Consider the following 11,682-nt stretch of genomic DNA (forward strand, 5'->3'; position numbering starts at 1 on the left):
TCGGCTTCAGCGCGGCAAGATCGGGATTGCTCTTCGCCAGACCGCGCCACAGGTTGCGCAGGCCGCTGATGGTATTGGCGCCGCCGAGGTCGACCGCGAATTCGGTCTTCTGGATCGCCGTGACCGCGTCGGCCGTATCGGTCCCCTTGCCCGGGGTGGCGGCGTCTGCGGCGTCCGCCTTGGCCAGCCGGTCGGCGTCGGCCGGCTTGGTGGGCGTGTCCGGCGCCAGCCTGGAACCAGCGGCAGCCGCGGCCGAAGCAGGCCCTGGCGATGACCCGGCCGTCGGCCCGGGGGGCCCGGAGATCGCGACCGACAGTCCCTTCGACGGTTCCGGTTTCGGCTTGTCGGCGTTGGTGCTGGCAGCCGGCGGCGCCGCGGCCGTCGCACCGGGCTGAGCGGGATTGGCACCCGCCGCCGCGTTGGGGACGGGCATGAACGGCGACAGATTGCCGAAGGCAGGCAGCGGACCGGGCGCCGTCGAGCCCGGAGCGGCAACCACCGTCGGCTGCGACTCGACGGCAGCGATCTGCGGCGCCGGCGTCGGCTTGCTGGCGGAAACCGGCGCCGCGCTCGCCTGTGAGGTGGTCTGGGCGCTCTGCTTGGCGAGCGCGCCGGTGACCAATTCGACGTTCTGCTCGAGGATCGTCACGCGCCGGTACAGCTGGTCGCGATCGGTGTTCAGCGTCTCGATGGCCGAGCCGAGCTGGCGCGCCTCGCTCTGGGTCTCCTTGGCGAGCGACTGCAGCAGCTGGGCCTGGCGCGACAGGTCGGCGGCCGAAATACGGTCCCTGCGCCATCCCTGCGCGGCCTGATTGACGAAAATGGCCAGCCCGACGGCGCCGACGGCGCCTGCGCCCCACCAGCCGAGGCGCCACAGCCCCCCGCGATCGAGCTCGGTTTCATCCGCAAACAGTCCGGACAGCGTTCCGCCCGTCTTTTCAGCTCCATGCGCGCCGGCTGATTTGTGGGAGTCCCTAGCCATGAACCTGCCTTAATCGAATCACGAAGCGAACATTATCAGGAAAACCCGTATCGGTTTCAGCCGGCGCCGCTTGCCGCGCGCCGAAAACGATCTATGACAGCGGCAATTGTGTCACTCCGATATCTCCAGGGTGCTTGATGACCGCTCGAACCAGTCTGACCATCGTGCTTGCGGCGGGCGAGGGCACGCGGATGCGCTCGAGCCTGCCGAAGGTGCTGCATTCCATCGCGGGCGAATCATTGCTGGCGCATGTGCTGGCGGCGGCCCCGCGCGGCGAGGGCGCGGCCGTCGCGGTGGTGGTGGGACCGCAGCACGACGCGGTCGAGAAGGAGGCGAAGCGCCTGCGCTCGGACGCTGCGATCTTCGTGCAACGCGAGCGGCTGGGCACGGCCCACGCGGTCCTCGCCGCACGCGAGGCGATCACGCGCGGCGCCGACGATCTGCTGGTCGTGTTCGGCGACACGCCGCTGATCACGGCGGAGACACTTGCACGGCTGCGCGCGCCGCTGTCGCAGGGCGCGGCGCTCGCGGTGCTCGGCTTCCGCGCCGCCGATCCGACCGGCTACGGCCGGCTGCTGCTCGACGGATCGAAGCTGGTCGCGATCCGCGAGCACGCCGATGCGTCGGAGGCGGAGCGCGCGATCACGCTGTGCAATGCCGGGGTGATGGCGATGGACGGCCGGCGCGCGCTGGCCATTCTCGACAAGATCGGCAATGCCAACAGCAAGGGCGAATATTATCTCGTCGATGCGGTGGCGATCGCGCGCGAGCAGGGGCTCGACGCCGTGGTGATCGAGACCTCCGAGGACGAGGTGCGCGGCATCAACACCAAGGCGCAGCTCGCGCAGGCCGAGGCCGTCATGCAGACGCGGCTGCGGCAGGCCGCCATGGACGCCGGCGTGACGCTGATCGCGCCGGAGACCGTTCATCTTGCGGCCGACACGACGTTCGGCCGGGACGTCACGATCGAGCCCTTCGTCGTGATCGGACCGGGCGTGTCGATCGGCGACGGCGCCGTGGTGCATTCGTTCTCGCACATCGTGCAGTCGAAGCTCGGCAGCAACACGCTGCTCGGGCCGTTCGCGCGACTGCGGCCCGGCACGTCGCTCGGCGACGGCGCCAAGATCGGCAATTTCGTCGAGGCCAAGGCCGCCGTGCTGGAGCCCGGCGTCAAGGTCAATCACCTGTCCTATATCGGCGACGCCCATGTCGGTGCCCATTCCAACATCGGCGCCGGCACCATCACCTGCAATTATGACGGCTTCAACAAGCACAAGACTGTTATCGGCGAGGGTGCCTTCATCGGCACCAACACCTCGCTGGTGGCGCCGATCAGCATCGGCGCGCGCGCCTATATCGGCTCGGGCTCGGTGATCACGCGCGACGTGCCTGACGATGCGCTGGCGCTGGAGCGCAGCCCGCAGACCACGAAGGAAGGTGCTGCGGCGCGCTTCAGAAGCGCGAAACTGCGTCAGAAGAAGTGAGATTCGAGCTCGGCCGACGGAGCCTCAGTCCTTCTCGTCGAGGAACTCGGCGAACATCTCGCGGGTCAGGCGCCAGCCGCGGCGGGTGGCGTGCTTGATCGGCTCGTTGCTGCGATGCTTGACCGGCATCGGCTTGAGCTCATGGGCCATGGTCGGCGGTGGCCAGTGCGCGAGATGGCTGCCGGACGCGGGATGCGACAGGCTCAGCGAGCTCGTGCCTTTGGGATCAGTGGGGCGGCGGGTGTAGGTCATGGCGTCCTCTCCGACGCGGCAGTTTCGGTGCGAAAGCATTGACCGGCCGTTAACGCAGCCATGAAGGCAGCCTCCGCATCGAACCGGAGTTGCGCCGGCGGCCGCGCGGTTAAGGCTTCCACTTAACCCTGTCGCAATCCGCAATAATTATTGAATCCTGAAAGCGCGCGGTTTTCGTTAAGACAATGCCACGCATTTGAATCTCTCTCGACGATTTGGGGACTAGCGCTGATGTGCGGAATCATCGGGATCCTGGGACGCGGGCCGGTCGCCGAGCATCTCGTCGATTCCCTCAAGCGTCTCGAATATCGCGGCTACGACTCCGCGGGCGTCGCGACGCTCGAAGGCGATCACCTCGATCGCCGGCGCGCCGAGGGCAAGCTGAAGAATCTCGAAAAGCGCCTGGAGCGGGAGCCGCTGAAGGGCCACGCCGGCATCGGCCACACGCGCTGGGCGACGCATGGCAAGCCGACCGAGGGCAATGCCCATCCGCATGCAACTGATAACGTCGCCGTGGTCCATAACGGCATCATCGAGAACTTCCGCGAGCTCCGCGCCGAGCTCGAGAAGCAGGGCGCGAAATTCTCATCCGAGACCGACACCGAGACCGTCGTCCATCTCGTCAATTCCTATCTGCTGAAGGGCCACACGCCGCAGCAGGCTGTCGCCGCATCGCTGCCGCATTTGAAGGGCGCGTTCGCGCTGGCCTTCCTGTTCAAGGGCCACGGCAATCTGCTGATCGGCGCCCGCAAGGGCTCGCCGCTGGCGCTGGGGTATGGCGACGGCGAGATGTTCCTCGGCTCGGACGCGATCGCGCTGGCGCCGTTCACCGACACCATCAGCTATCTCGACGACGGCGACTGGGTCGAGATCACCCGCGACTCCGGCATCATCCACGATGCCTCGGGCGCCGTCGTGAAGCGTGACGTGCTGAAATCCGGCGCGTCGTCGTTCCTGGTCGACAAGGCCAACTACCGCCACTTCATGGCCAAGGAGATCCACGAGCAGCCGGAGGTCGTCGGCCACACGCTGGCGCGCTATGTCGACATGGGCACCGAGCGCGTGATGCTGCCGGCGCGGCTGGCGTTCGACTTCAAGGACATCCAGCGCATCTCGATCACCGCCTGCGGCACCGCGAGCTATGCCGGCTTCGTCGCGAAGTACTGGTTCGAGCGCTTCGCGCGCGTGCCGGTCGAGCTCGATGTCGCCTCCGAGTTCCGCTATCGCGAGGCGCCGCTGCGCAAGGGCGATCTCGCCATCTTCATCTCGCAGTCCGGCGAGACCGCCGACACCCTGGCGGCGCTGCGCTACGCGAAATCGCAGGGCGTCCACACGCTCTCGGTCGTGAACGTGCCGACCTCGACGATCGCGCGCGAGAGCGAGATCGTGATGCCGACGCTGGCCGGTCCCGAGATCGGCGTCGCCTCGACCAAGGCCTTCACCTGCCAGTTGATGGTGCTCGCGGCGCTGGCGATCGCCGCCGGCCGCGGCCGCGGGGAGTTGTCGGAGGCGGACGAGACCAAGCTGGTGCATGGCCTCGTCGAGGTGCCGCGGCTGATCGCGGCGGCGCTGACCACCGAGCCGCAGATCGAGAAGCTGGCGCGCGAGATCGCCAAGTCGAAGGACGTGCTGTATCTCGGCCGCGGCACCTCCTATCCGCTGGCGCTCGAAGGCGCGCTGAAGCTGAAGGAGATCTCCTACATCCACGCCGAAGGCTATGCCGCGGGCGAGCTCAAGCACGGCCCGATCGCGCTGATCGACGAGACCATGCCGGTCGTCGTCATCGCGCCCTATGACAAGGTGTTCGAGAAGACGGTGTCCAACATGCAGGAGGTCGCCGCGCGCGGCGGCAACATCATCCTGATGACCGACGCCAAGGGCGCCGAGGAGGCGACGGTGGAGTCGCTGGTGACGATCACGATGCCCGACATGGCCGCGACCTTCACGCCGATCGTCTACGCGATCCCGGTGCAGCTGTTGGCGTATCATACGGCGGTCGTGATGGGCACCGACGTCGACCAGCCGCGCAACTTGGCGAAGTCCGTGACGGTGGAGTAGGCCGTCAAGGCGTGGGTGCGAAGTCGCCTCGGCACATTCAGGGTCATCCCGGCGAACGCCGGGATCCATAACCACCGCGCCTTATGGCTGGCAGCGCTGGCGGCTCCATCGGGGCCCAAACCGCCTCCTGGGAGTATGGATCCCGGGTCGGCGCTACGCCAACGCTAGCGCGTTGGCGCAGCTTGCCCGGGACGACGACCGAGTTTGTTTGTCCTGCAGCGCGCCTCATGCGATCGCAGGCGAATGTCCCCCGCTTGCCATCTGATCCGTAATCCGACATCAGCGTCAGGCGATGACCCCGGCACCCGATCGGCTGGTCCGCTGCAACATGGCGATCCCGATGGCGCTCGACACCTGGCTGCTGTTCCTGCTCACGAGCATCGGGATCTCGCTCACGCCCGGGCCGAACGGCCTGCTGGCCCTCACCCATGGCGCGCTGCATGGCGGGCGGAAGACGCTGTTCACGATTGCCGGCAGCCTCATCGGCTTCGTCCTGATCATGGCGCTGTGCATGTTCGGCATCGGCGCGCTGGTGCAGTCCTCGATCACCTGGCTGGTGGTGCTGAAGTGGATCGGCGGGCTCTACCTCGCCTGGCTCGGCATCAGGTTGTGGCGCTCGCCGCCGGTGGCGGTCGATGTCGGCAGTGCGCCGGTCACCGCGCGCGGGCATGTGCTGTTTCGCCAGGGCTTCCTGACCGCGGCGACCAACCCGAAATGCCTGCTGTTCTTCAGCGCCTTGTTGCCGCAATTCATCGACCCGGAACGCAGCCTGGCCGTGCAGTTCGGGATCATGGCGATGACCTACACCGTCACGGAGTTCATCACCGAGGTCGCGATTGCCAGCGCCGCCGCCCGCGTCCGCCCGTGGCTCGCCCGGGCCGGGCGGCGCTTCAACCAGGTCTGCGGCGGCATCTTCGTGGCCGTTGGGCTCGCTTTGCCGCTGCGAGGCGCCTGACCGATCGCTTTCGGGCATCCTGACCGGGCGGGAGGCCCGGGGCCAGCCCGCGACAGCCCGGCGGCAAAGCGCGGATGTGTCGGAAAGAGGGCCTTGCCCTTCCAAAAATCTGCTAAGACCCTAGCTGAGATTTGATCCGATCCGGAAGTCCGCATGAGTTCCCGCGACGACCTGCCGCCTGACACCGATCCCTTGGCCGACGCTCCGGCCGAGACGCCCCACCATGGGTTGATGTTCCGGTTTCGCAACTACTTCCTCACCGGCCTCGTGGTCGCCGGTCCGGTCGCGATCACGCTGTACCTGACGTGGTGGTTCGTGACCTGGGTCGACGGCTTGGTGCGGCCGTTCGTGCCGCTGGCCTATCGCCCTGAGACGTACCTGCCGTTCGGCGTGCCGGGTTCCGGGCTGATCGTGGCCGTGATCGGTCTCACCCTGGTCGGCTTCCTCGCGGCCAATCTGATCGGCCGCACCCTGGTCGATCTCGGCGAGCGCCTGCTCGGCCGCATCCCCGCGGTGCGCGCGATCTATCGTGGCCTCAAGCAGGTGTTCGAGACGCTGTTCTCCGGCAAGGGCTCGAGCCTGCGCCGCGTCGGGCTGGTCGAGTTTCCCTCACCCGGCATGTGGTCGATCGTGCTGATCTCGCAACCGCCGAGCCTGGAGATCGCGAACCGGCTGCCCGGCGATGACGAGCAGATCTCGGTGTTCCTGCCATGCGCCCCGAACCCGACGACCGGCTTCTTCTTTTATCTGCCGAAGAGCAAGATCATCGAGGTCGACATGAGCGCCGAGGACGCGGCGACCCTGATCATGTCCTGCGGCGTGGTGCAGCCGGGCTCCGACGCGCAGAAGAAGGCGGCAGCGCTCGCCACCATGGCCAGCGCCGCCCGCATTGCCAATGCTCCGGTGCAGCCGTCGCCGCAGCTGGAGCCGGAGCCGGCCAAAGCCGACTGAACACGGCTGATCGACCGGTCGAGGACGATTGGAGCTAGGCGGCGTCCTGCGGCACGAACACGCGGAGGCGGTGCCCGTCGGGATCGAGCGCGACGAAGGTCGTGCCGAAATCCATTCGCGTCGGCGCTTGAATGATGGTCAGACCGCGGGCCTTCCAGTCGTCATGAATGCGCGCGACCTCGGCGGCATCGCTGACCGTGAAGGCGACCTCGCTGAAACCCGATGCGCCGCTGGCCGCCGGCTCAACCGTGTGCCGCGACCAGAGCCCGAGCATGACGCCATCGCGCAGCGGCAGCATCGCGAAGGTCGGCGCCTGCTCGATCACAGGCTGGCCGAGCAGGCCAGAATAGAAGGCCGCGCTCGCGGGCGGATTGTCGACATAGAGGATGAGGAAGCTGAAGTCGGGCATGTCTGGCTCTCCGGGGGGACGGCGCCGTCAGCGGCGCCTGCGCACGGAAATAGCCGTGCCCGGTGCCAGATTCTGTCAGCAGCGTTCGGCTCCCGCGTCGGCCTCGGCCGCAGCATGGCAAAGGCGCGACCTCGCCTTTGCCATGCCGCAGGAGTTCCGCGTGCGCCGAGCGGGCCGATGTCCGCTCGGCGGTGATTTCAGGCTGCATGGTGATGCGTGAAAGGCACAGCTGCCTGCGCTGTGATCACTACAACCATAAGGCGGTAGTTTTCCCGCCTGTCACGATGGAAACATCGGGCAAAACAAAAATGAGATAGTATGGGGAGCGTGGAATGATGCGTGTGGGCAGGGCGTTGTTGGGCGTCGCCGTGTTGTCGGGAGCCGTACTGCAGCTGGTTCAGCCAGCGTCGGCGCAAACCACCTACACCCGCATTCAGGCCTTTGGTGACAGCTACGCCGATACGGGCAATCTCTGGACCTTCACCGGCGGCCTGGGCAAGCTGCCGCTCTATCCCACCGGACGCTTCAGCGGCGGCACCAATTTCGTCGACACGACCTCCGCGCTGCTCGGCATTCCCCAGCTCAACTACGCGATCGGCGGCGCGACCAGCGGCACCACCAACGTCGCCGGTCCCGGCATTCCCGGCTTCGTCCAGGAGTGGAGCGGACTGACCGGTTTTTCCGGCAACATCGCCTCGACCGACCTCGTCGAGATCTCGATCGGCGGCAATGACGCGCGGGCCTATTACCGCGCGAGCGGCTCGTTCGCCGGCGCGCCGACCGCGGCGGCCGTCACCGCACAGCAGGCCATGGCGGGCATCAATGCGCTGGTCGGCGCCGGCGCGCGCAGCATCGTGTTCACGGCCGGCGATGTCAGCACCTTGCCGGAGGCGGTCGGCAACGCCAATGCCCCGACCGGCAAGCTCTACAGCACGACCTACAATGCGCTGATGCAGGCGTCGCTTGCCAATGTCGCGCGCAATGGCGTCCGCGTCGAATATGTCGACACCGGGCTGATCGGCACGCTGATCCAGGCCAACCCGCAGCGCTATGGCTTCAGCAATGTCGGCGCCTGTCCGGTCGCCTGCATCGGCAACCCGGCGCTGCAGCAGCAGTACCTCTTCTATGTCGACGGCGTGCACCTGACCTCGCACGGCTTCGACGTGCTGGGCCAGTACATCGTCAACCGCCTCAACGCGCCCTTGACCTTTGCGCCGCAGGGCGAGGTGGGGTCGATCGCAGCCATGGGTTTCGCCTCGACGCTGATCGGCAAGCTCGACATGTTCCGCGAAACCACCGGCTTTGCGCCGTCGACCATGAACTCGTTCGCCGCCGTCACCAAGGCGCCGTATGCCAAGGCGCCGCCGCTGGCACCCGTCAGCCCGTGGTCGTTCTACATGCAGGGCAATGGCGGTCTCAGCAACCGCCAGGGCAACGCCGCCTCGAACGGCTTCAACCTCGACAGCGTCGGCGGCACGATCGGGCTCGACTATCGGCTGTCGCCGAACGCGATGATCGGCGCCGCATTCGATTATTCCAATCCGAAGGCCAAGCTGTTCAACAACGCCGGCACCACCGATGCCAACTCCTATCAGCTCGGCCTGTACGGCGTGTGGGCGAACAGCAATTTGTTCGCCGAGGGGCTCGCGACCATCGGCAAGCAGGACTATCGCAATACGCGGCTGGGCGTCGTCGACACGATCACCTCGAATCCGGGCGGCACGACGTTCGTCGCCGCCGGCAAGGCCGGCTATCTGTTCGATGCCGGCACCGCCAAGGTCGGGCCGATCGGCGGCCTGACCTACGCCCGTGCCCGCGTCGACGGCTTCACCGAAGCCGGCGATCCCGCGCTGACGCTCACCGTCGGGCCGCAGACGGCCGAGACCCTGGTCGGCAGCATCGGCGTGCAGCTGCGCACGCCGTTCCAGGTGCAGGGCACGACCGTGCATCCCTACCTGAACGTGACGCTGGACGACGATCTGATCGGCAATGGCCGTCTGATCCAGTACAGCGCCACCTCGGCGCCGCTGATCGTCAACAACTGGAACATTCCGAACGCGAGCTCGCACAACGTCTATGGCCGGATCAGCACCGGCATCGTGGCGCCGTTCTGGAACAACGTGGCACTGACGGCGAATGTGTCCCGGACCATCGGCCGGACCGGCGGCGACGACTTCTTCGGCAGCGGCGGGCTGAAGATCTCGTTCTGAGGTCAGCCGCGACCACCGGCGCTGGTTTGGGGGGCTCTTTGGGGGGAGCGGCGCCGACATTGCGGCCAAGGCGAGGGCAGCCCGGAAGGGCTGCCCTTCGTTTTCGCGGCTTCAGTTTTGTCGTGAGCTGCGCATAGTCTCCGGACCCCTCGTTGGAATCGGAGCCTCCTCATGCCCCCCAGCATTGCCGTCATCGCGCCCGGCGCCATGGGCAGCGCCGTGGCCGCTCGCCTCGCCGAGCACGGCTGCAAGGTGCTGACCCGGCTCGACGGACGCAGCGCCGCCACGCAGGCGCGAGCGGCCGCCGCGGGGATGACCAGCGCCAGCGACGGGGAGATCGCGGCCTGCGACATCATCCTGTCGATCGTACCGCCCGGCGAGGCGGTGGCGCTGGCACAGCAGCTCGCGACCGCGATCAACCGCAGCGCCAAGAAGCCGGTCATCGTCGACTGCAACGCGGTCAATGTCGAGACCATCCGGACGATCGAGGACATCGTGCTGTCGTCGGGCGCGCGCCTGGTCGATGCCGCGATCATCGGGCTGCCGCCGAAGCCCGGCACGAGGGGACCGGCGGTCTATGTCAGCGGCGAAGCCGCGGCCGATTTGGTCGTGCTTGGCCGGCTCGGGCTCGACCTGCGCCCGATCGAGGGCCCGATCGGCGCCGCCTCGGCGCTGAAGATGTCCTATGCCGGAATCAACAAGGGCCTCACCGGGCTCGGCGCAGCGATGGTGCTGGCCGCCACCCGCACCGGCGCGGCCGATGCGCTGCGCGACGAGCTCGCGCTGAGCCTGCCGCACGTCCAGGCGCGGCTCGCCAACGCCCTGCCGGACATGCTGCCCAAGGCCTATCGCTGGGTCGCCGAGATGCGCGAGATCGCGGGCTTCCTTGGGCCGGATCATCCGGCAGCGCTGATCTACGAAGGCTTTGCGCGGCTGTTCGAGCACATCGCGACAGACGTGCAAGGCGAGGGAACGGAGGCCGCGCAACTGGTGGCGTTCGCGGAGAGCTGCAAGGTCAAATAGTCCACCGGTCGTCGTCCCGGACAAGCCCAGACGCGCGAGAGCGCGGCGGGGCGCAGATCCGGGACCCATACTCCGCGGCGGCTGTGAGGCGCGAAAAAGCCAATGGCCCTCGTGCCTCAAACTGCTTCCTGGGGGTATGGGTCCCGGCTCGGAGGCCGGGACGACAGCGGAGTTCGTTGAGGCACCTTTGGCCAACTACCCCGCCGTCAGCAGCGGGATCGCCTCGTCGCGTTCGTACAGATACAGCAGGCAGCGCAGCGCGTCGCTGCGCGGTCCCTTCAGCTTTGGATCCTCCTTCAGGATCCGCAGCGCCTCGTCGCGCGCTTGCGTGATCAGCTGGGCATGCACCTCGGGACGGGCGATGCGGTAGCCGGGCAGGCCGCTCTGGCGGATGCCCAGCACGTCGCCTTCGCCGCGCAGCTTCAGGTCTTCCTCGGCGATGCGGAAGCCGTCGGTGGTCTCGCGGATGACGGCGAGGCGCGCCTTCGACATCTGTCCGAGCGGCTCGTGATAGAGCAAAATGCAGGTCGAGGCCTCCGATCCGCGGCCGATGCGGCCGCGCAGCTGGTGCAATTGGGCGAGGCCGAAGCGCTCGGCATTCTCGATCACCATGATCGTCGCGGCGGGCACGTCGACGCCGACCTCGACCACCGTCGTCGCCACCAGCAGCCGCAGCTGATGCGCCGCGAAGCGGCCCATGACGTCGTCCTTCTCGCTGCCCTTCATCTTGCCATGGACGAGGCCGACGCGATCGCCGAAGCGCTCGCGCAGGCTCTCGTAGCGCTCGGTCGCGTTGGTGAGATGATCGATGCCCTCGGCCTCGGATTCCTCGACCAGCGGGCAGATCCAGTACACCAGCTTGCCGGCGTCGAGCGCGCGGCCGACGGCGTCGATGACCTCGCCGCGGCGGGTATCGGCCACGGCGCGGGTGTCGATCGGCTGGCGGCCGGCCGGCTTCTCGCGCAGCTCGGAGATGTCCATGTCGCCGAAGTAGGTCAGAACCAGCGTGCGCGGGATCGGCGTCGCCGACAGCACCAGCACGTCGACGGCCTCGCCCTTCGAGGTCAGCGCCAGCCGCTCGCGCACGCCGAAGCGATGCTGCTCGTCGACGATGGCGAGCGCGAGCGATTTGAAGAAGACGTCGTCCTGGATCAGCGCGTGGGTGCCGACCAGCAGGTCGATCTCGCCGGCCTCGAGCCGGGCGAGGATGTCGCGGCGCTCCTTGCCCTTCTCGCGGCCGGTGAGGATCGCGACGTTCATCCCGGCGCGCTCGGCCAGCGGCGCGATGGTCTTGGCGTGCTGTCGCGCCAGGATCTCGGTCGGCGCCATCAGCGCGGCCTGCTTGCCGGCCTCGGCCA

At 67.6% G+C, this 11,682-nt stretch carries 10 protein-coding genes; 6 read left to right on the top strand and 4 right to left on the bottom strand.

Annotation, left to right across the window (positions count from 1 at the left end; genetic code table 11):
- Window positions 1–982 (bottom strand): hypothetical protein (locus BRAS3809_RS00790; RefSeq protein ID WP_035654793.1); only part of this gene is annotated, 982 nt, incomplete at its 3' end.
- 137 nt (window positions 983–1,119) lie between these two features.
- On the opposite strand from BRAS3809_RS00790, the gene glmU reads away from it, so the two are divergent.
- Window positions 1,120–2,466, top strand: coding sequence for a bifunctional UDP-N-acetylglucosamine diphosphorylase/glucosamine-1-phosphate N-acetyltransferase GlmU (glmU, locus tag BRAS3809_RS00795; protein ID WP_008960195.1), 1,347 nt, complete (start codon window positions 1,120–1,122; stop codon window positions 2,464–2,466).
- 24 nt (window positions 2,467–2,490) lie between these two features.
- Here glmU and BRAS3809_RS00800 read toward each other — a convergent pair whose 3' ends face one another.
- Window positions 2,491–2,718: a hypothetical protein gene (locus tag BRAS3809_RS00800; RefSeq protein ID WP_008960196.1), complete on the bottom strand. Its 228-nt coding sequence runs from the start codon at window positions 2,716–2,718 to the stop codon at window positions 2,491–2,493.
- 231 nt (window positions 2,719–2,949) lie between these two features.
- Here BRAS3809_RS00800 and glmS point away from each other — a divergent pair, with 231 nt between their 5' ends.
- The 3 genes from glmS to BRAS3809_RS00815 all read left to right on the top strand — a co-directional run bounded on the left by glmS (window position 2,950) and on the right by BRAS3809_RS00815 (window position 6,682).
- Window positions 2,950–4,776, top strand: a complete 1,827-nt coding sequence (gene glmS / locus BRAS3809_RS00805; RefSeq protein ID WP_008960197.1) for a glutamine--fructose-6-phosphate transaminase (isomerizing) — start codon at window positions 2,950–2,952, stop codon at window positions 4,774–4,776.
- 292 nt (window positions 4,777–5,068) lie between these two features.
- A complete protein-coding gene (locus tag BRAS3809_RS00810; protein WP_240535571.1) occupies window positions 5,069–5,731 on the top strand; it encodes a LysE family translocator in 663 nt (220 codons plus the stop codon).
- A 153-nt stretch (window positions 5,732–5,884) separates the two neighbouring features.
- The gene (locus tag BRAS3809_RS00815; RefSeq protein WP_008960199.1) at window positions 5,885–6,682 is read left to right on the top strand and encodes a DUF502 domain-containing protein; all 798 of its coding nucleotides are present in this window, start codon (window positions 5,885–5,887) and stop codon (window positions 6,680–6,682) included.
- Window positions 6,683–6,716: 34 nt separating this feature from the next.
- On the opposite strand, the gene BRAS3809_RS00820 is transcribed toward BRAS3809_RS00815, so the two are convergent.
- Complete coding sequence (locus BRAS3809_RS00820) at window positions 6,717–7,091, bottom strand: VOC family protein (protein ID WP_008960200.1); 375 nt, start codon at window positions 7,089–7,091, stop codon at window positions 6,717–6,719.
- Window positions 7,092–7,423: 332 nt separating this feature from the next.
- Between BRAS3809_RS00820 and BRAS3809_RS00825 the strand changes: the two genes are divergently transcribed.
- Both BRAS3809_RS00825 and BRAS3809_RS00830 read left to right on the top strand, forming a co-directional pair.
- Window positions 7,424–9,301 carry an autotransporter domain-containing protein gene (locus BRAS3809_RS00825; RefSeq protein WP_008960201.1) on the top strand — a complete coding sequence of 626 codons (1,878 nt, stop codon included), beginning with the start codon at window positions 7,424–7,426 and terminating at the stop codon, window positions 9,299–9,301.
- A 171-nt stretch (window positions 9,302–9,472) separates the two neighbouring features.
- Window positions 9,473–10,324 (top strand): NAD(P)-dependent oxidoreductase, encoded by an 852-nt coding sequence (locus BRAS3809_RS00830; protein ID WP_083839019.1) that lies wholly within the window; start codon window positions 9,473–9,475, stop codon window positions 10,322–10,324.
- A 195-nt stretch (window positions 10,325–10,519) separates the two neighbouring features.
- Here BRAS3809_RS00830 and BRAS3809_RS00835 read toward each other — a convergent pair.
- Window positions 10,520–11,682, bottom strand: a 1,163-nt coding sequence (locus BRAS3809_RS00835) for an ATP-dependent DNA helicase RecG (protein ID WP_035654795.1), incomplete at its 5' end; no start/stop codon positions are given.

Source organism: Bradyrhizobium sp. STM 3809 (assembly GCF_000239795.1).
Classification (GTDB): Bacteria; Pseudomonadota; Alphaproteobacteria; order Rhizobiales; family Xanthobacteraceae; genus Bradyrhizobium.

Excerpts from the sequence above, each read along its gene's own strand:
- glmU (WP_008960195.1), top strand. The coding sequence starts at position 1,120 with ATGACCGCTCGAACCAGTCTGACCATCGTGCTTGCGGCGGGCGAGGGC.
- BRAS3809_RS00820 (WP_008960200.1), bottom strand. The coding sequence starts at position 7,091 with ATGCCCGACTTCAGCTTCCTCATCCTCTATGTCGACAATCCGCCCGCG.
- glmS (WP_008960197.1), top strand. The coding sequence starts at position 2,950 with ATGTGCGGAATCATCGGGATCCTGGGACGCGGGCCGGTCGCCGAGCAT.
- BRAS3809_RS00815 (WP_008960199.1), top strand. The coding sequence starts at position 5,885 with ATGAGTTCCCGCGACGACCTGCCGCCTGACACCGATCCCTTGGCCGAC.
- BRAS3809_RS00800 (WP_008960196.1), bottom strand. The coding sequence starts at position 2,718 with ATGACCTACACCCGCCGCCCCACTGATCCCAAAGGCACGAGCTCGCTG.
- BRAS3809_RS00830 (WP_083839019.1), top strand. The coding sequence starts at position 9,473 with ATGCCCCCCAGCATTGCCGTCATCGCGCCCGGCGCCATGGGCAGCGCC.
- BRAS3809_RS00810 (WP_240535571.1), top strand. The coding sequence starts at position 5,069 with ATGACCCCGGCACCCGATCGGCTGGTCCGCTGCAACATGGCGATCCCG.
- BRAS3809_RS00825 (WP_008960201.1), top strand. The coding sequence starts at position 7,424 with ATGATGCGTGTGGGCAGGGCGTTGTTGGGCGTCGCCGTGTTGTCGGGA.